This window comes from Streptomyces sp. NPDC006544, assembly GCF_040611715.1.
GTDB lineage: Bacteria > Actinomycetota > Actinomycetes > Streptomycetales > Streptomycetaceae > Streptomyces.
On sequence record NZ_JBEXOV010000015.1, the window covers coordinates 1 to 19,910 of the forward strand.

The 19,910-nt window shown below is 69.6% G+C and carries 9 protein-coding genes; 5 read left to right on the plus strand and 4 right to left on the minus strand.

Translation table 11 applies throughout. From position 1 onward, the window contains the following. Positions 1-60: 60 nt before the first annotated feature. A complete protein-coding gene (locus ABZY44_RS10035; RefSeq protein ID WP_356651844.1) occupies positions 61-195 on the plus strand; it encodes a hypothetical protein in 135 nt (44 codons plus the stop codon). A 79-nt stretch (positions 196-274) separates the two neighbouring features. Further along, complete coding sequence (locus ABZY44_RS10040) at positions 275-883, plus strand: nucleoside triphosphate pyrophosphatase (protein WP_356651846.1); 609 nt, start codon at positions 275-277, stop codon at positions 881-883. On the opposite strand, the gene ABZY44_RS10045 is transcribed toward ABZY44_RS10040, so the two are convergent. Further along, positions 864-1,361, minus strand: coding sequence for a hypothetical protein (locus ABZY44_RS10045; RefSeq protein WP_356651848.1), 498 nt, complete (start codon positions 1,359-1,361; stop codon positions 864-866). The two genes, ABZY44_RS10040 and ABZY44_RS10045, sit on opposite strands and share 20 nt — an antisense overlap. Positions 1,362-1,783: 422 nt before the next feature. Here ABZY44_RS10045 and ABZY44_RS10050 point away from each other — a divergent pair, with 422 nt between their 5' ends. Further along, positions 1,784-3,538 (plus strand): biotin carboxylase N-terminal domain-containing protein, encoded by a 1,755-nt coding sequence (locus ABZY44_RS10050; protein WP_356651850.1) that lies wholly within the window; start codon positions 1,784-1,786, stop codon positions 3,536-3,538. A gap of 82 nt (positions 3,539-3,620) precedes the next feature. Here the strand turns inward: ABZY44_RS10050 and ABZY44_RS10055 are convergent, their stop codons facing one another. Beyond that, a complete protein-coding gene (locus tag ABZY44_RS10055; protein ID WP_356651852.1) occupies positions 3,621-8,627 on the minus strand; it encodes an FG-GAP-like repeat-containing protein in 5,007 nt (1,668 codons plus the stop codon). Positions 8,628-9,097: 470 nt separating this feature from the next. Here ABZY44_RS10055 and ABZY44_RS10060 point away from each other — a divergent pair, with 470 nt between their 5' ends. Then, positions 9,098-16,276 (plus strand): toxin C-terminal domain-containing protein, encoded by a 7,179-nt coding sequence (locus tag ABZY44_RS10060; RefSeq protein ID WP_356651854.1) that lies wholly within the window; start codon positions 9,098-9,100, stop codon positions 16,274-16,276. Further along, entirely contained in the window at positions 16,273-17,136 is an 864-nt protein-coding gene (locus tag ABZY44_RS10065) for a hypothetical protein (RefSeq protein ID WP_356651856.1), read from the plus strand. The genes ABZY44_RS10060 and ABZY44_RS10065 overlap by 4 nt, the downstream gene beginning before the upstream one ends. 116 nt (positions 17,137-17,252) lie before the next feature. Here ABZY44_RS10065 and ABZY44_RS10070 read toward each other — a convergent pair whose 3' ends face one another. Together ABZY44_RS10070 and ABZY44_RS10075 are read right to left on the minus strand one after the other, a co-directional pair. Then, positions 17,253-18,212 carry a DeoR/GlpR family DNA-binding transcription regulator gene (locus ABZY44_RS10070; RefSeq protein ID WP_356651858.1) on the minus strand — a complete coding sequence of 320 codons (960 nt, stop codon included), beginning with the start codon at positions 18,210-18,212 and terminating at the stop codon, positions 17,253-17,255. A gap of 175 nt (positions 18,213-18,387) precedes the next feature. Further along, a complete protein-coding gene (locus tag ABZY44_RS10075) occupies positions 18,388-19,827 on the minus strand; it encodes an NAD(P)H-quinone dehydrogenase (RefSeq protein ID WP_356651860.1) in 1,440 nt (479 codons plus the stop codon). Positions 19,828-19,910 lie beyond the last annotated feature (83 nt).

Below are 19,910 nucleotides of genomic sequence, written 5' to 3' on the forward strand. Positions count from 1 at the left end.
CGTGGCGCCTGAGTACCCGTACTCAGGCGCCACGGCCGTTCCCGGGGCCAGGATCGGTGCATGCTCTGGTCAGACCCGAAGAACGAGCCTCCCGAGGACATGCGCGACGCGCAGGCGATGGTCCGGCGGATGACGGTGATCGTCGTCATCGCGATGGTCGTCGTCGTCTACGTGCTGGGCATCGGCGGCTTCTGAGCGGCTCTCCGGCGCCCCCGTGGGGCCGCCCTCCGCGGACCCGCCGACGGCCGGGGCGAGCGCCCCTACGATGTCTGGCATGACTGCCGACACCCGCCACGCCCTCGTCCTCGCCTCCGCCTCGCCCGCCCGGCTGAACCTGCTGCGGCAGGCCGGGCTCGCCCCGCACGTGATCGTCAGCGGCTTCGACGAGGACGCCCTCACCGCCGACTCCCCCGCCGAGCTGGCCCTCGCGCTGGCCGAGGCGAAGGCGGCCGTCGTGGCGGCCCTGGACGAGGCCGCGGGGGCCCTGGTGATCGGCTGCGACTCCGTGCTGGAACTGGACGGCGAGGCGCTGGGCAAGCCGGCCGACGCCGAGGAGGCCACGGCCCGCTGGAAGTCGATGCGCGGGCGCGCCGGGGTGCTGCGCACCGGGCACTGCGTGATCGACACGGCGACCGGCCGCCAGGTGTCGGCCACGGCGTCCACGACGGTCCGCTTCGGCGAGCCCTCGGACGCGGAGGTGGCGGCGTACGTGGCGAGCGGGGAGCCCCTCCACGTGGCGGGGGCCTTCACCCTGGACGGGCTGTCGGCGCCGTTCATCGACGGCATCGACGGGGATCACGGCAATGTGATCGGGATCTCCCTGCCGCTGCTGCGCTCGCTGCTGGCCGAACTGGGCTTCTCGATCACGGACTTGTGGGCTTGACGTCCCCGGATCCCTCGAGCGGCCGCGGCGCCGGCGGCGTGTCGCGCACGTCGTCGTCGGCCGGCCGGCCCGCGTCGTGGTCCCCGGCCGCCCCGTCCGCGCCCTTGGCCGCGTAGAGCGTCAGGCTCAGGACGAGCAGGCACAGGATCAGCATCATCACCGCGAAGGCCCCCCAGCCGACCAGGCCGACGACGAGGGCGCCGAGCAGCCCGTGGACGACGGCGGCGCTGACGAGGACCACGCGGGCGAAGGCGCCGGGGGCCCTGTCGCGGACCGCGGCGACGGCCAGGAGGGCGGCACAGAGCAGCAGGAAGGCGGCCGTACCGGCGCCCATCGCGTACGTCGCCGTGGACATGACGTCCGGGTCCATGCCCGCGATGGACATCGACTGGTTCGCGGTGGTGCGGCCCAGGACGATGTGGACGAAGCCGAGCACCGCCGCCTCCACGACGAGTACGACCGCGGTCGCTCCGGCCACGGATCTCCGCAGCACCACGCCACCCACACGACCCACGACGCCCCCACCCCCACAAGCACAAGCCTGTTCGACGCCTGGAGGCTACTAACGGGTAATCCTGCCGACAAGGGGCCGGGACCGCTTCGTTACGGTGGGACGCCTCGGGCGACGCCCACACGGCGGACAGGCAAAGAACGGATGGACCCTTCGTAGGGACTCGACAAAGAATCACCGGGGCCCGCTGACTCGCCGGACAGAGACCCGGGATGCGCGGCAGCGTTACTGTGCAGTCGGGGATCCCCCTTACGTGGGGCGCCACAAGGGTTTTTCGACTCCGGGTCGACTCGAGTCACACTGCGTGTGGGCAAGGTCACCATCGGGGAAGGGTCGAAAGGCCGTGTGGGCTGTCCCTAAACTCAGCTTGTTTCAAGGAGGGAGCCATCGTGCGCAAGGTGCTCATCGCCAACCGTGGCGAAATCGCAGTCCGCGTTGCTCGGGCCTGCCGGGATGCCGGGATCGCGAGCGTAGCCGTCTACGCCGACCCGGACCGGGACGCTCTGCACGTCCGAGCGGCCGACGAAGCTTTCGCGTTGGGCGGTGACACCCCGGCCGCGAGCTACTTGGACATCTCCAAGATCCTGCAGGCCGCCGCCGATTCCGGAGCGGACGCCATCCATCCCGGATACGGCTTCCTGTCCGAGAACGCCGACTTCGCCCAGGCCGTCATCGACGCGGGCCTGACCTGGATCGGCCCGCCGCCGCAGGCGATCCGCGACCTCGGCGACAAGGTCGCCGCCCGCCACATCGCGCTGCGCGCCGGCGCGCCGCTCGTGGCCGGCACGCCCGACCCGGTCTCCGGATCGGAAGAAGTCGTGGCGTTCGCCAAGGAGCACGGGCTGCCGATCGCGATCAAGGCCGCCTTCGGCGGTGGCGGTCGCGGCCTGAAGGTCGCCCGGAGCCTCGAAGAGATCCCGGAGCTCTACGACTCCGCCGTCCGCGAGGCCGTCGCCGCCTTCGGCCGCGGCGAGTGCTTCGTCGAGCAGTACCTCGACAAGCCGCGGCACGTGGAGACCCAGTGCCTGGCCGACTCCCACGGCAACGTGGTCGTCGTCTCCACCCGTGACTGCTCGCTGCAGCGCCGCCACCAGAAGCTGGTGGAGGAGGCCCCCGCGCCGTTCCTGAGCGAGGCCCAGAACGCGGAGCTGTACGCCGCCTCGAAGGCGATCCTGAAGGAGGCCGGCTACGTCGGCGCGGGAACCGTCGAGTTCCTCGTCTCCGCGGACGGCCTGATCTCCTTCCTGGAGGTCAACACCCGCCTCCAGGTCGAGCACCCGGTGACCGAGGAGGTCTCCGGCATCGACCTGGTCCGCGAGATGTTCCGCATCGCCGACGGCGAGGAGCTCGGCTACGGGGACCCCGTCCTGCGCGGTCACTCCTTCGAGTTCCGCATCAACGGCGAGGACCCGGGCCGCGGCTTCCTGCCGGCCCCGGGCACCGTCACCAAGTTCGACGCGCCGACCGGTCCGGGCGTCCGCCTCGACGCGGGCGTCGAGAGCGGCTCGGTCATCGGCCCCGCGTGGGACTCCCTGCTCGCCAAGCTCATCGTCACGGGTGCCACCCGCGAGCAGGCCCTGCAGCGGGCGGCGCGCGCGCTGGCCGAGTTCGAGGTGGAGGGCATGGCCACGGCCATCCCGTTCCACCGCGCGGTCGTCGCGGACCCGGCCTTCACGGCCGACCCGTTCACGATCCACACCCGCTGGATCGAGACCGAGTTCGTCAACGAGATCCCGGCGTTCGTGGTTCCCGCCGCGGAGGACGCCGAGGACGAGCCGGGCCGCGAGACGGTGGTCGTCGAGGTCGGCGGCAAGCGCCTCGAGGTCTCCCTGCCGTCGTCCCTGGGCATGACCCTGGCCCGTACGGCGGCCGCGGGCGGCGCGAAGCCGAAGCGCCGCGCGGCGAAGAAGTCGGGCCCGGCCGCCTCCGGCGACACGCTGGCCTCGCCCATGCAGGGCACGATCGTGAAGGTCGCGGTCGAGGAGGGCCAGCAGGTCAACGAGGGCGACCTGATCGTCGTCCTCGAGGCGATGAAGATGGAGCAGCCCCTGAACGCGCACCGTTCGGGCACGATCGTCGGCCTCTCCGCGGAGGTCGGCGCGTCGCTGACCTCGGGCGCCACGATCTGCGAGATCAAGGACTGATCCCCGCAGGCACGCGGGAACGCCGCAGGCCCCCAGGACCCGTTCGGGTCCTGGGGGCCTGCGGCGTGTGCGGGGTGAGCTGTCACCAGGTGCCGGGCGGCGCCGACCAGCTCTTCAGATAGTCCTCGAACCCTCCGTCCGCGCGGGCCTTGAACAGCATCGCCGTGCTGGTGCCCGTGGCGTAGTTGTACATGATCGCGAGGTCGTCGCGGCCGTCCTTGTTCCTGTCACCGGAGGTCAGGAGTCCGATGGAGCCGGCGTACCAGCTGCCTTCCGGGACGTCCCAGCTCTTGATGTCGTCGTTGACCCCGCCGTCGGGCCGGCCGGTCATCGTGAACAGGGCCGCGTGCCCGTTGGTGTAGTCGAACATGACGGCCACGTCGGCCCGGCCGTCACCGTTGTAGTCGCCCGAGCTGAGCTTGCTGAGGCTGTAGCTCCACTGCGCCGCGGTCCTGTTCCAGGACTTCAGGGGGGTCGCGAACCCGCCGTCGGGCTTGCCCAGCAGCGTGTACATCTCGACGGAACCGTCGCCGTGGCCGTACATGGCGAGCATGTCGTCGCGGCCGTCGCCGTTGAAGTCACCGGTGACGTGCTTGGACTCGTTCCAGCACCAGTTGCCGGCGCCGGAGCCCCAGCTGCCGAAGTGCGGGTTGAACGTGCCGTCCGCCTTCGCGAGGAAGGTGTAGCTGGCCGTGTTGCAGCCGCCGTGGTCGTACAGCATGCCCAGGTCGTCGCGGCCGTCACCGTTGAAGTCACCGGCGAAGAGCTTGGCCTTCTTCGCGTCCCAGTTGCCCGGACCGACGTACGCGCTGCGCGGCAGCTGGGTGAACGTCGCGTCGGCGTTGCCGAGGAACGTGAACATGCCGTTGGAGCCGTCGTCGTAGCCGTAGAGCGCGGCCAGGTCGTCGCGGCCGTCACCGTTGAAGTCACCGGCGACCCACTGCGCGTGGTCGTTGGCGAAGTTGTTCCAGCCGCTGTTGTACGCCAGGACGGGCGCGCTCAGCCCGCCGTTGGTCTTGGCGGGCGCGACGTAGAGCGCCGTGGTGCCGTAGCCGTAGTCGTAGACCGTGGCCATGTCCGCCCGGCCGTCACCGTTGAAGTCACCGCCCAGGTCTGTGCGCAGGTTCGCGGTGCGGTCGTTCGGCTTGTGCTCGGTGCTGACGCCCGTGGTGTGGTTGTGACGGATGTAGCCGCCCGAGAAGTCTTCGCGGGGGCCGCCGTAGACGTCGTACTCGTCCGACTGCGGGTAGCCCAGGAAGCTCTTCTCGGCGCCGAGGGCGACCCACTTCTGGCGGATCGTGCCGCGGACCGACCAGGCCTTGGCGGTGGTCGTCGTCCAGTAGATGGACGCCGTGTCGGAGGTCTGGCCCCGGTGACGGAAGTGGTTGTAGCGCCCGATGTTGTCGGTGTGCCTGATCTCGTCGGTGGTCGGGTAGCCGAGCGGGCCGCTGGGACCGCCGAGCGCGAGGTACTTCTTGTACACGGTGCCGAAGATGGACCAGGAGCCGAAGTCCGGCGTCCAGTAGATCGCGCCGCCGTCACTTCCGCTGAAGGTGCCGAACCAGCCGACGTTGTCGAAGGTCAGGCCCTCGTCGGAGGTCGGATAGCCCATGGAGCCCTTCTCGGCGCCCATGCTCATCCACTTCTCGCGGATGCCGTTCACGACCGTCCAGGCGCCGGTGCCCGGGTGCCAGTAGATGGACCCGGTGTCGCTGCCCGAACCCTCTCGGCGCAGGTGCACGAAGCGCCCCACGCCGTCGGTCGACTCGGTGATGTCGGTGGTCGGGTAGCCGAGGATCGCGGCGCCGCCCTTGGCGAGGTACTTGGCCAGGACCGGACCGCACAGCTTGCGGGCGGTGGTGGTGCCCGGCGCCGTGAAGTCCTGGCACTGGGACCACGGCGTACCGCCGAAGACCAGCTTCTTGCCGGGGCCGAAGGCCGAGCCGTTGGTCAGGACGCGGCCCGGGAACTCCCAGCTGTCGCCGTTTCCGTCGCGCGACCAGAGGTCGGCGTAGCCGTCCTTCTCGAAGTCGCCGTTGCTGGTGAGGTGGGGGTAGGCGGACCCGGTGAATCCGGTGCCGATGGAGGTCGTCCGGACGGCCGCGTCCCCGTAGACGGTCAGGTCGATCAGCGCGGGAGACGTGGTGTCGGTGGTCTTCTTGCTGGTGTACTGGTGGATCTTGCCGCTGACCGTGTCGCGGGCCCAGATCTCGGGCAGCGTGTCACCGTTGAGGTCGCCCGGGGCGATGACGGTCATGTTCTGCCAGTCGAGGTTGCCGAGCCGCTTCGGCTCGAGACCGGGCAGGTCGACCATGCCGTCCGGCTGACCGAAGTACAGCCACAGCTCGGCGCCGGCCTTGACGAGCAGGTCGGGCTTGTCGGTGTCGTCGACCTTGCCGTCACCGTTGTCGTCGTTGACGCTGCCGGTCACCACCACCTGGTCGGCCTGGTCCCAGTGCCGGTTCTCCTCGGTGTAGGTGCCCATCTCGAAGGCGTTGGCGTCGAGGGGCTCGAGGTCGCCGTCGCCCTTGCCGGGGTAGACCCACACGGTGTTGTGGCTGGCGTCGTTGTTGACCGGCCGCAGGGCGACGAGGTCCTCGTAGTAGTCCCCTTCGTTCCAGCTGCCGCGGTGGCTCAGCGACTTGGCGTTGGAGAAGGAGCCCCGCTCCAGCTTCCTCGACAGGTCGAACTGGCCGTCGCCCTTGCCGGGGTGCATCCACAGCTGGCCCGAGCCCGGGTCGACGCTCCAGATGTCGACGGAGCCGTCGCCGTTGAGGTCACCGGGCTTGTCGCGGACCGGCTGGCGCTTGGCGTAGAAGAAGTACGACTTCAGGTCGGACCGGTTGCCGGAGGCGTCCACGCTGCGGACGTACAGCATCTGCGGGCCGGCCGTGGTCGGCGTGTACTTGACGTCCACCGAGCCGCCCGGGGCCGCCGGGGCGACCTCCCGGACCTTCGGGTCGGACTCGGTCCACCACTGGTACTTGGTGATGTCCGGCTCGCCGCCCGCGTTCAGCGTGAACGTGCCCTCGGTGCGGGCGTAGGCGGTGTTGTCCGGCTGGTTCTCGGGGAACTGCGTCGAGGACACGCCCGGCAGCTGGCCGGGGCGGGTCCGGTCGATGGTGAACAGGCACTGACCGGCCCAGGGGCCGTCCGCGGCGCCGTCGTTGCCCCGCACGTCCCACCGGTAGGTAGCGCTGCCGAGCGGCGCGGCCGGGATGACGAGCTGGGCGACGTTGCCGCTGGTGACCGCGACCCGGGCCGTCTTCAGCGTGCCGTAGTCGGCGGCGTTCCAGTAGTGGAACTCGGCGGACAGCGAGTTGTCCTCGTTGTCGGCGATGCGGGCGCGCAGCACGATCTGGTCGGTCGTGCCGATCTGGCCGCCGGAGCACGGGACCGACGGGTCGGACGTGCGGTCGTACGGGGTGGCGGGCAGCGTGTTGTACCTCGTCGAGATGCGGGCGCTGTCCGGGTTGAACTTGCGCCAGGACACGTCGACGGTGTCGTTGGCGGACTTCAGACCCATGGTCCAGGCGGGCCAGTGCCAGCGGGCGGCGTCGGCGACCGCGGAGGTCACGTTCAGCTCGATGGTGTCGCCGTCACCGGGGCAGTTGCGGCCGCCGAAGGACTGGCCGGAGGAATCCACCATGCGCTTCCAGGCGGGCTGGTTGTTCCAGGTGGTGCCGCCGCCGATGGCGTCGGTGTCCCAGATCTGGAGCTCACCGGACTTGCAGCTCCAGGAACCCGCGTACTTCTGCTGGATGCGGAAGGTGGATTCGAGGATCTGCTTGTCCCACAGGGCGCCCGTGCCGACCTGGAAGAAGGTCTTGGCACAGACGGTGCCGCCGTTGGCGCCGTCCTTGGCGCAGCCGACGCGGGCGTCCTTGCTGAGCGTGCCGCCGTTCCAGTAGTTGGTGTTGGCGGAGTTGGCGAAGGCGGTGTGCTTGTAGGCGATCGCCCAGCTGGACTTCCAGTCGTCCCGCCACACCGGGTCGATGACGACCGGGTACGTGGTCTCCGGCGCCGCGAGCAGCTTGCGGTCGGGGGTGAGGGTCAGCTTGGAACCCTTGAGGTCGACGCCGAGGTCGGCCTCCTTGGTGCCGTTGGAGATGCCGTCCACGGCCGCCACCGGGTCGGCGGGGGCGGGCGCGGCCGGGGCCGGCGCGGCGGGGGCGGCCGGCGCGTCGGCGCCGGACAGGGCCTGCGGGGCGGAGGTCTTGGGGGGCGCGGCCTTGGGGGCCGCGGCCTTCGCGTCCGGGGTCGGCGTCACCGCCGTGGCTGCGGCGGCCGTCTCCGGGGTCACCGGCTTCTCGGCGCCGGAGTCCCACATCTGCGGCTTGGCCGCGCTGAAGAGGGTCTTGCCGGCGGGGTCCAGGGCGCGCAGCTCGCCGTTCGCCTCCTTCCGGAGGGTGACTCCCTTGCCTTCCAGGCCGAAGTCGAGGGAGGCGAGGGCCGGGTTGTCGGCCGCCTTGCGCGTCTTGACGACGATCTGGTGGGAGAAGCCGTTCACGTCGGCGACGACCCGGAGGTCCACGCCTTCCAGGATCTCCGCGTACGTCGCGCTGTTCCCCTGGAGCTTCGGCGCGGGCAGCGCCTTCGGCCAGGTGAGGGAGACGTCCCGGCCGTCCTTGTGCATGGTGACCAGCGGGGCCGTGCCGCCACCGGAGAAGCTGAGGCCGACGGCGGTCGCCGCGGGGGCTATCCGCCCGTTCGACTGCTTCGCCAGGGTGGTGTCCGCGTCGACGAGCTTCCCGTTGCGGTAGACGCGTACGGGCACCAGCGCGTGGTTCGCGGTGAGCGTTCCGTCCGGATTGGCCCAGACGTCGTCCGTCATCGTGCGCTTGGAGGTGAGCTCGACGGGCTTGCCCGACTTCTTCGCGTCACTCTTCGCCGTCGCCTGCGCGGCCGCCTCGGTCAGCGGCTCGTTGGCCTTGCCGGCAGCGGCGGCGGCCGGGGTCGCCGCGCCCGCGGGGGCGGCGCCGAGCAGCGTGGCAGTCAGCGCGGCGGTCAGCACGGTCGCCGTGGCGAGCGTCGGCGTCCTGCGGGAGGGCGGATCGTCGACGCGGGCGCGCGTCGGGAGTGGTCTCACTGACAGGTCCTCAAGAGTTGGTTCGGCGGCCGCGTCGGGGCGGCCTGCCCATGGACGGGACGACTTCGCACAGGCGGCTCGAGTTCGGCCTTCCCGGCGATCGGTCTCCAGTTGTTCGAATGATTTGTAGCAGCCCGGGGAAGTGGATCCGCAGGGGAGTCCCCGAGCGCTCCGACCTTGATCATTTCCCACAACTCGCGGCCGGGAAGTTCATCAGCTCAGCTGTACAACCTTTTTGTGAGTTTCCAGTCGGCATATTTTTGTCAGACTTTGCCCGCTCTTTGACCCGGGGTCACGCACAGCGAGTCCTTACGCGCTTGTTAAGTTCAGCCTTCGCTCACCAGCGCGGTGGCTCTCCACCGCGCGCGACGGCTTGGAGTGTTCGAATTTTGAGAAGATCCAAGGCGCACACCTTGCGTGCGCCTCTGAGGCGTGTCTGGCGGTGGCCCATACCAGTCCTGGCGCTCACCATGCTGACCGCCGGGCTCACCGCCACCCCCGCCATGGCGGGCGAATCCGACCTGAAACGCCCGGGCTTGCAGAAGCTCACCAAGGTCGGCGGAGCACCCGTCACCGGCAAGCCCGCGGCGGGTCCCGCCGAATCGCAGAAGAACGCGTGGAAGAATTCCGCGCCCAAGTCGGCCTGGCCGAAGGCCGGTTCGGCCGAGATCGCGCTTCCGGCCGCGTCCGCACCGCCGGTCGTCAGCCTGAAGTCGGGCCCCCAGGGCGCGGCCGGGGCCTTCGCCCTCGGCCCGGCGAACACCCCGGGCAACCCCGTCAAGGCGGGCGCGCTCCCCGTGAAGTTCGCCGCGCTCCCCGCCGCGCACGGGACGGGCCCGCAGTCCGCCCCGAAGAGCGCCGGCCGCCAGGACCCCGCGTCCGCGCCGGCGGCCGAAAGCGCACCCGCGCCGGCCGCCGGGCCGGTGAAGCTGAAGGTCGACCTGCTCGACCAGGGGGCCGCGAAGAAGGCCGGCCTGGCGAACAGCCTGCTGCTGTCCGTCAAGCGCACCGACGCCGGTACCGCGCCCGCTCCCGTCTCCGTGGAGCTGGACTACGACGCCTTCAAGAACGCGTACGGCGGCAGCTGGGGTTCCCGGCTGCGCTTCACGGCCGTTCCCGCGTGTGCGGTGACCACTCCGGACAAGCCGGAGTGCAAGGGCAGCGTCCCGGTCACCACCAAGAACGACCCGGTGACCGGCAAGCTCGTCGCCGAGTTCACGGCGCCCGCCTCGGCCCCGGCCCCGGTCACCCCCGCCGGCGACGCCGACATGAAGCTGTCCGCGGCGTCTTCCGTCACCGCGGCCGGCTCGGGCACCTCGGGCATGATGCTGGCCGCGAGCCCGGGCGCCGACGGCGCGAACGGCACGTTCAAGGCCACCTCGCTGAGCGCGTCGGGTTCCTGGCAGGCCGGCGGCTCCGCCGGTGACTTCTCCTGGTCCTACCCGATGGACATCCCCGCCTCGCTCGGCGGCCCGAGCCCCTCGCTCTCCCTCGGCTACTCCAGCGCGCAGATCGACGGCCGCACCTCGGCCTCGGCGCAGCAGACCTCCTGGGTCGGCGACGGCTGGGACCTGGCCTCGAACTACATCGAGCGGGGCTTCGTCCCGTGCAGCCAGGACAAGAAGGAGGGCTCCGGGTTCAACAACCCGAAGGACGACACCGGCGACCTCTGCCACGGCGCGCCGATGGTCACCCTGTCGCTGAACGGCGGCTCCACCCAGCTGGTCCTGGACGACACCACCAAGAAGTGGCGTCCGGCCAAGGACGACGGCTCGCGGGTCGAACTGCTCCAGGGCGCCCAGAACGGTGACAAGGAGGGTGACCACTGGAGGTTCACCAACCCCCAGGGCATCCAGTTCTACTTCGGCCTGAACAAGCTCTCCGGCTGGGCGACGGGCAAGCCCGTCACCAACTCCGCCTGGACCGTCCCGGTCTACGGCAACCAGCCGGGCGAGCCCTGCTACAACGCGGTGTTTGCCGACGCGGTCTGCGACCAGGCGTACCGCTGGAACCTCGACTACGTCGTGGACCCGCGCGGCAACGCGATGACCTACTGGTACCAGAAGGAGGTCAACCACTACGGGTCGAACTACAAGATCGCGGGCGGTTCGACCGCCCGGGCGTACGACCGTTCCGGCTGGCTGGACCACATCTCGTACGGCCTGCGCAACGACAACCTGTTCGCCGAGGCCCCGGCCCAGGTGAACTTCACCGTCGCCGAGCGCTGCCTCGTCACGGCGGACTTCAACTGCGACCCCGCGAAGCTGAAGCCGGAGGTCGCCTGGGACATCGCCAAGATGTGGCCCGACACCCCCGGTGACCAGCTCTGCGCCGCCGGCGAGGAGTGCAAGGGCCGGTTCACGCCGACCTTCTTCACCCGCAAGCGCCTGACCGAGGTCAGCACCTCGGTCTGGAACGGCACCAAGCGCAACCCGGTGGACTCCTGGCAGCTGACCCAGGACTTCCCGATGACCGGCGACGGCACGGACTACCCGTTGTGGCTCGGCGAGATCAAGCACACCGGCAAGAACGGGGCCGACACCCCGATGCCGCCGGTGAAGTTCCGCGGCAAGCAGCTCCCGAACCGCGTGGACGGCCTGGGCGACGGCAAGCCGCCGTACCTGCGCTACCGCATCGAGGCCATCGACAGCGAGACCGGCTCGACGATCCTGGCGCACTACGCCGAGCCGGAGTGCCGCGCGGCCAACCCCCGCGTGATGCCGGCCTCGCCGGAGTCGAACACGCTGCGCTGCTACCCGGTGGTCTCCGAGATCCCGGACCCGAACGACCCGAAGCGCGAGAAGAAGCTCTACGTCACCGACTGGTTCCACAAGCACATCGTGGACTGGGTCCAAGAGGAGGACCGCAACGGCAACTCGCCGACGCGGCGCACCGAGTACCAGTTCCTCGGCAACCCGGCGTGGGCCTTCGACGACGAGACCGAGACCATGCGGCCGAAGACCCGCACCTGGTCCCAGTGGCGCGGCTACGAGCGGGTCCGCACCTTCATCGGCTCGGCGCCGGACAAGCGCTCGCAGACCGAGACGCTGTTCTTCCGGGGTCTCGACGGTGACCGGCTCGCCCCCTCGGGCGGCAAGAAGTCGGTCAAGGTCAAGGACTCCGAGGGCAACGAGATCGCGGACCACCGCCTCTACGCCGGCCAGACCCGCGAGGTCCTGGCCTACAACGGCGAGGGCGGCGCCCTCGAGGCGGCGACCACGTACACCCCGTGGATCTACGGCCCCACGGCCACGCGCCTGCGCAAGGGCGCGACGGCCGACGAGGACCTGGAGCCGCAGCAGGCGTTCGTCCAGCAGACGACGAACGTCAACTCCCGGATCCTGCTGTCGGAGGGGCGCGGGTGGCGCCGGACGGCGATGGAGACCAAGTACGACAACCGCGGCTTCGCCGAATGGGTGTCGAACAAGGGCGACGTCGCCGACCCGTCGGACGACAGTTGCACCCGTTACGAGTACGACTCGGACGAGACGCGCTGGATCATCGCGCGGCAGAAGCGGGTGGAGAACGTCGCCAAGGCGTGCGACGCGGCGACCGTGCAGCGTCCTGCGGACGTGACGTCGGACTCCCGGATGTACTACGACGCGGCCGGCAACCTGAAATCCGCTGAGTCGCTGTCCGGGTACTCCGGCGGCAACCCGGTCTACACAACGGACGGCAGCGCGACCTTCGACGTCTACGGGCGAATGAAGTCCTCGACGGACGTGTTCGGCAAGACCTCGAAGGTGGACTACACGCCCGCCTCGGGTCAGATCGTCACCAAGGTCGTCACCACCAACTCCGCCGGTCACACCTCGACGACGGAGACCGACCAGGGCCGCGGTTCGGTCCTGGTCAAGCAGGACACCAACGGCCGCCGCCAGGTGATGCAGTACGACGGCCTCGGCCGGCTGCTGAAGGTCTGGTCCCCGGACCGCGACCCGCTCTCGAAGTCGCCGGACGGCGAGTTCTCGTACGACGTCCGCACCGACGGCCCGGTCGTCATCTCCACCAAGAGTCTGCTGGACGACGGTACCTACCGCACCAGCTACGACATCTACGACAGCAGCCTGCGCATCCGCCAGACCCAGATGGAGGCGCTGGGAGGCGGTCGGCTCATCTCCGACACCTTCTACAACAGCCTCGGCCAGGTCTGGAAGAGCAACGGCGCCTACTACACGGCCGGTGAACCCTCGGGCGTCCAGTGGGCCCCGAAGGACAACGAGGTCACGTCTTCGACGGTGACCGAGTACGACGGCTCCGGCCGCTCGACCGCGCAGATCTCGCGCAAGTTCGGCCTGGAGACCTCCCGTACGACCACCTCGTACGGCGGCGACAACATCACCGTCGACCCTCCGAAGGGCGAGACCCCGACCCGGGCCTTCCTGGACGGTGAGGGCCGCAAGACGGAGCTTCGTTTCTTCCGCTCGGACTCACCGACGGGCGCATACGACAAGACCTCGTACGCCTACAACCAGCGCGGAATGCTGGAGTCCGTCGTCAGCCAGGCCGGCGACAAGTGGAGCTTCGAGTACGACATCCGCGGTCGCCAGACCAAGCAGACGGACCCCGACAAGGGCACGTCGACGATGACGTACGGCCAGGGTGACCGACTGGCGACTCTCACGGACGGCAGGGGCAAGGTCACAGCCCCGGAGTACGACGATCTGGGACGCGTCATCGCCACCCATGAGGGTTCGGCGACGGGCCCGAAGCTGACCTCGACCACGTACGACACCCTGCCGGGTGCCGTCGGCCTTCCGGTCGCTTCGACCCGCTATGTCAACGGCAACGCCTACACGCAGGAGGTGACCGGCTACGACAGCGAGTACCGCCCGACGGGGTCGAAGATCACCATTCCTGCCTCGGAGGGTGCCCTGGCCGGTTCGTACAGTTTCACCAGTGGATACCGGCCCAACACCGGCCTGACCGCCTGGTCGAGCCAGCCTGCCGTCGGTGGCCTGCCCGCCGAGATGACCACCATGAAGTACAACCACCTCGAACTGCCCACCATCATGGGTGTTCAGGGGAAGACCTTCGTCGGCAAGGTCGACTACTCGCCCATGGGCGACGTGCTGCGCACGGAGTCCGGCCCGGCCGGATCCCAGGTCTACTCGACCAACTTCTTCGACGAGCAGACACGCCGACTCACCCGGACGGTCAACGACCGGGAGAAGTCGCCGAGCCGGATCAACGACACGTCGTTCGACTACGACGCCGTCGGCAACATCTTGAAGGTCACTGACAAGGAGGGTTCGGAGGCCACTCCGACCACCGACGTCCAGTGCTTCGCGTACGACTACCTGCGCCGTATGAACGACGCGTGGACCGCGACGGACGACTGCGCGGCTCAGCCGGGCGCAAACGGTCCCGACTCGAAGCCCCAGGTCGGCGGTCCGAGCGCGTACTGGAGCTCGTACAGCTTCGACGCGGCGGGCAACCGCACCAAGGAGGTCCAGCACTCCCCCACCGGTGACCTCACCAAGGACGTCACCCGTGCGTACACCTACGGCACGCCCGGCCAGGCCGGCGCCAACGGTCTGAAGAAGGTTGACACCACCGGACCCGGTGGATCCCGCACCGAGTCCTACTCGTACGACGAGGCGGGCAACACCAAGACCCGCACCATTCAGGGCGAGACACAGAACCTGGAGTGGGACGCCGCGGGCCAGGTGTCGAAGGTAACCAAGGGCGCGGAGACGACGGAATTCGTCTACGACTCCGAGGGCAACCGGCTGATCAAGCGCGAGCCGTCCGGTACCACGCTCTACCTGCCGGGCACCGAGGTGAAGCTCACAGTGGCGGGCAAGTTGGAGAGCACCCGCTACTACGCCCACCCGTCCGGCCCGACGATGGTCAAGACGGCCAAGGACGGCGTCGTCACGACTTCGTACCTGCTGTCCGACAAGAACGGCACGGCGACCACGGCCGTGGACGCCACCACCTCCGCTGTCACTCGCCGCAAGTTCACGCCGTACGGAGAGGCCCGCGGTGCGGTCCCGTCCGTCTGGCCGGGCAAGAAGGGGTTCATCGGCGGAGAGAGCGACGAATCCATAGGGACCGTCCATCTCGGCGCTCGTGAGTACGACCCGGCCACTGGCCGGTTCCTGTCGGTCGACCCCATAGTCGACTACAGCGAGCCCAAGCAGATGAACGCCTACGTCTACGCGAACAACTCGCCGGTGACGTTCAGCGACCCCACTGGCCTGTCGATCTCGCCGCCCACAATGCCGATCAAGGACTTCTCGGACGCCGAGGCGGCCTGGGCGAACATGATCCAGGGCAAGAGTGCACTGGACATCGCGCTCGAAGTCGCGATGGGCATCCTGAAGGACGCGTCGGGCTACAACGACATCCGCGACTGCCTGGGCGGCGACTGGGGCGCGTGCGCCGGACTTGCCCTGGACGCGGCACTGCCGTTCGCGGGACGCGCCAAGCGCATCATCAAGGCGCTGGACCGCGCGTGGGACGCCTTCAACAGCTGGTCGCACAAGCTCGCGTTGGCGCGAGACATCCTCAGGCGCGTCGAGCGCTTCCAGCAAGCGATGGCCAAGTACGCCGAGGACCTGGCCGAGTGGAAACGCCAGATAGAGGAAGCCGCCGAACGCGCGAGAAAGCTGGAGGAGGAAGCCGCGGCGGCCCGCAGAGCCCTCCAGGAGGCAGCAGCCGCAGCCGCCAAGAAGGCCGACGAAGCCAAGGCGACGGCGGCCAGGCAGGGCAAGGCCTCCGCGGCGAAGGCCAAGAAGGCCGACGGCGACGGCAAGGCCTCGAAGTCTTCTGAGACGAAGAAGGGTGACGGCCCCAAGAAGTCGGACGGCGGGGACGGCGATTCCGGCGAGACGATGCACTCCGGCGGGAACTCGGGACGCTCCGGGAACTCCGAAGCGGCATCGGGCTGCAGCACCAACAGCTTCGTGCCCGGTACGCAGGTCCTCATGGCGGACGGCAGCTCCAAGCCGATCGAGGAGGTCCGGATCGGCGACAGTGTCTTGGCCACCGACCCGGAGACGGGCGAGAGCAAGGCCGAAGCGGTCGTGGCCGAGATCAAGGGCCAGGGTGTCAAGCACCTGGTCGAGGTCACCGTGGACACCGACGGCCCCCAGGGAGCCGCCGAGGCGTCGGTCACCGCGACCGAAGGCCACCCCTTCTGGATCCAGGAGCTCGGTGAGTGGGTCGACGCGACAGACTTGAAGTCGGGTGAACGGCTCCAGACCAGCTCTGGCAGCCACCTCCAGATCACCGGGCTCAAGCGGTGGACGGTCCCTACGGCCACGGTCTACAACCTGACCATCGCCACCCTCCACACCTACTACGTGCTGACTGGGCCTGACCCGGTCCTGGTGCACAACAGCAGCAACAACTGCAATTCCATGCCTCGGAACCAGGCCGAGGACATTGCCAAGTACCTGGGCTACACCAACACCAAGAAGAAGTCGGCCGCAGGCCCGATGATCTGGGAGAACAAGAAGGCCGGTGGCGGGCAGCCCCGCTACATCACCTACGACAAGATGGGCCACAAGGGGGGCATCTTCAAGGGCGCAAACTTCAAGGACCCGTTCAAGTCGACCAAGGACACCGCGCGGGACGGGACGTACGATTTGGATGTGTCCCCCACCGGAGATGTCCTCGGCCTCAAATGGGTCGCGAAATGACCTCGGAACTCACCGTCACTCCTCGCGACGAAATGGTGGCCTCGGAACTCTCGGAGGCGCACGGCTGGGACGGCTACGCGGCAGAGCTGCGCGATCTGGTCCTCACGGCAATCGAGGCCAGCGGTGTCGACACTCTGGAAGTCAGCGAATTGCTGGTGGGCGAGCCGCTGCCCGACAAGTACTCGGGAATCCGCAACGGCCTGAACATCGCTCCGACGCCGGCAGTCGAACTCGTCCTGCGCATGGTCGCCGGATACGGGCCCTACTGCCGACTGGTCAACGGTGCAAAGCTGCACATCCAGACCGGATGGGATGGTGCCGTGTACCTCTACATGGCTCCGGAGGCGAGCGCGCGTCTGATGGAGTGGCAAGGCGATGCTTCGCGCCTCGAATGGGCCTCGGTTGGACCAGATCTCTCCGAGGTTTCGAAACCTGTCGATACCGTCGCGGATGACGCCTTCTGGGCCTCCGTGGCGGCATCGACGGGCGGTTTGGTCCTCTTGTGTGAGCGTTGGGCACACGGATCGCACGGCTGCCGATGGTTCCTTGTGACAGAGGAGAACATCGCGGAGATCGCCGAGACCGTCCGGCCCCGGTCCCTCCTGTCCGCGGTCGCCGACCCGGACCTGGGGTCCGGACCGCATCTGGTGGACGCCGACTTCACTGCCTTCAGATCGCCCCTACTGCCCGGAGAGCTGGCGTACCTGGCCTATCCGGGTGGTATCGACGATCCAGCGGACGAGTTGAGGGAGGGCTACTCGCTCGCCCTCAGGGACTCGGTGCCGGCTGAGTGGTGCGCGGTCGTACCGGACTCAGATGGAGTGGCCCGAGGGGTCTGGGAGGACCCCCGGGACGTGTAGCACGGCCATGAAGCCCCGAAGCCCCGTCAGGCAAAGCCTGGCGGGGCTTCGGCGTAACCACAGCGACGTCGCGCCGGGCTGCGGCATGACAGCGACTCGACGCAGGCGGGCGGCCCTCACCGCCGCCGCAGGTCCGCCACCCTCGCCCGCTCCCGTTCCCCCGGCTGCGCGTCGTGCAGCGCACCCGCGCTGCGCAGCTGCGCCGTCGGGCCGCCGCGGCGCTGGACCGGGAGGGGGGACTCGCGGCGGGGGCGGCGGCCCGCCATGCCGTCGCCGGACGCGCCGGGGGCCGCCGCGCCGCCCGCCACCGTGATCTGGACGCCCTGGTCCGCCAGTGCCTGGAGTTCCGTGCCCGCGCGGTCGTCGTGCGGCGGGGGCTCGTCCGTCACCAGGCGGGTCATCACATCGGTCGGCACCGTCTGGAACATGGTGTCCGTGCCGAGCTTCGTGTGGTCCGCCAGGACCACGACCTCGGCGGCCGCCTGGACCAGCGCCCGGTCCACGCTCGCGGAGAGCATGTTGGACGTGGACAGCCCGCGCTCGGCGGTGAGGCCGCTCCCGGACAGGAAGGCCCGCGAGACCCGCAGCCCCTGGAGGGACTGCTCGGCGCCGCTGCCCACCAGGGCGTAGTTGGACCCGCGCAGGGTTCCGCCGGTCATCACCACCTCCACCCGGTTGGCGTGGGCCAGCGCCTGGGCGACCAGGAGGGAGTTGGTCACCACGGTCAGGCCGGGCACCCGGGCGAGCCGGCGGGCCAGCTCCTGGGTCGTGGTGCCCGCGCCGACGACGATGGCCTCGCCCTCTTCGACGAGGGAGGCCGCGACATCGGCGATGGCGGTCTTCTCCGCCGTCGCGAGATGGGACTTTTGCGGAAAGCCGGACTCTCGCGTGAAACCGCCCGGTAGTACCGCACCGCCGTGCCGGCGGTCGAGGAGTCCTTCTGCCTCCAGTGCCCGCACGTCCCGACGTACGGTCACTTCGGAGGTCTGGACGACGCGGGCGAGCTCCCGGAGCGACACCGCTCCGTTGGCCCGCACCATTTCGAGGATCAATTGGCGACGTTCTGCAGCGAACACGAAACTGACAGTAACCCCAACGACCGTCTTCTTTCAGCTCCTTGCATCGGAATACCGAAGTTGTCCGTACTGCGACCCCGCTAGTGGTATACGCCGTCGGCCCGCCGCGCCCCTGCTCCGCGACGGGCCGGCGGCCCACTCCAAAGCCCTTGCTCAGAAGGGCCGTTACCGGTACTTAGGCCTCGCCGGCGGCCTTGCGCGTGTGCAGCTGGCGCGCGACCTCGGCGATCGAGCCCGACAGCGAGGGGTACACGGTGAACGCGTTTGCGATCTGCTCGACGGTCAGGTTGTTGTCCACGGCGATCGAAATGGGGTGGATGAGCTCGCTCGCGCGCGGCGCGACGACCACGCCGCCCACGACGATCCCGGTCCCGGGCCGGCAGAACAGCTTCACGAAGCCGTCCCGGATGCCCTGCATCTTGGCGCGCGGGTTGCGCAGCAGCGGAAGCTTCACGCAGCGGGCGTCGATCTTGCCGGAGTCCACGTCGGCCTGGGTGTAGCCGACGGTGGCGATCTCGGGGTCGGTGAAGACGTTCGACGAGACCGTCTTCAGGTTCAGCGGGGTCACCGCGTCGCCGAGGAAGTGGTACATCGCGATGCGCCCCTGCATGGCGGCCACGGACGCCAGGGCGAAGATCCCGGTCACGTCACCGGCCGCGTACACGCCGGGCGAGGAGGTGCGCGAGACCTTGTCGGTCCAGATGTGCCCGGAGTCCTTGAGCCTGACCCCGGACTCCTCCAGGTTCATGCCGGTGGTGTTGGGGACCGCGCCGACCGCCATCAGGCAGTGCGTGCCCGTGATGACCCGGCCGTCGGAGAGGGTCACCTCGACCCGGTCGCCCACCCGCTTGGCGGACTCGGCGCGGGAGCGGCCGATGACGTTCATGCCGCGGCGGCGGAAGACGTCCTCGAGGACGGCGGCGGCGTCCGGGTCCTCGCCGGGCAGCACGCGGTCGCGGGAGGACACGAGGGTCACCCGGGAGCCGAGGGCCTGGTAGGCGCCGGCGAACTCGGCGCCGGTCACGCCGGAGCCGACCACGATGAGCTCCTCGGGGAGCTCGTCGAGGTCGTAGACCTGGGTCCAGTTCAGGATCCGCTCGCCGTCGGGCATCGCGTCGGGGATCTCGCGGGGGTGCCCGCCGGTCGCGATGAGCACGGCGTCGGCCGTCAGGATCGTCTCGCTGCCGTCGGCCGCGGTGACGATGACGTCGCGCGTGCCGTCGATGCCCTGCGGGCCGCCGAGCTTGCCGCGGCCCCGGACGACGCGGGCGCCGGCCCGGGTGACGGAGGCGGTGATGTCGTGCGACTGGGCGAGCGCGAGCCGCTTGACGCGCCGGTTCACCTTGCCGAGGTCCACGCCGACGACCCGCGCGGCCTGCTCGATGTGCGGGGTGTCGTCGGCGACGACGATGCCGAGCTCCTCGTACGACGAGTCGAAGGTCGTCATGACCTCGGCGGTCGCGATGAGGGTCTTGGAGGGGACGCAGTCGGTGAGCACCGACGCCCCGCCCAGGCCGTCGCAGTCCACGACGGTCACCTCCGCGCCGAGCTGGGCCCCCACGAGGGCCGCCTCATACCCGCCTGGTCCGCCGCCGATGATCACGATCCGGGTCACGAAAACTCCGCCTCACGTCTACCCGGCCGGCTGCCGCCCCGGCCGGGGCTTCCGGGGGTCTCCCCGGGGGATGCATTCCGTGC

Bases quoted from the DNA above. Each gene is read 5' to 3' on its own strand.
- ABZY44_RS10040 (WP_356651846.1), top strand. From the start codon at position 275: ATGACTGCCGACACCCGCCACGCCCTCGTCCTCGCCTCCGCCTCGCCC.
- ABZY44_RS10065 (WP_356651856.1), top strand. From the start codon at position 16,273: ATGACCTCGGAACTCACCGTCACTCCTCGCGACGAAATGGTGGCCTCG.
- ABZY44_RS10035 (WP_356651844.1), top strand. From the start codon at position 61: ATGCTCTGGTCAGACCCGAAGAACGAGCCTCCCGAGGACATGCGCGAC.
- ABZY44_RS10060 (WP_356651854.1), top strand. From the start codon at position 9,098: ATGCTGACCGCCGGGCTCACCGCCACCCCCGCCATGGCGGGCGAATCC.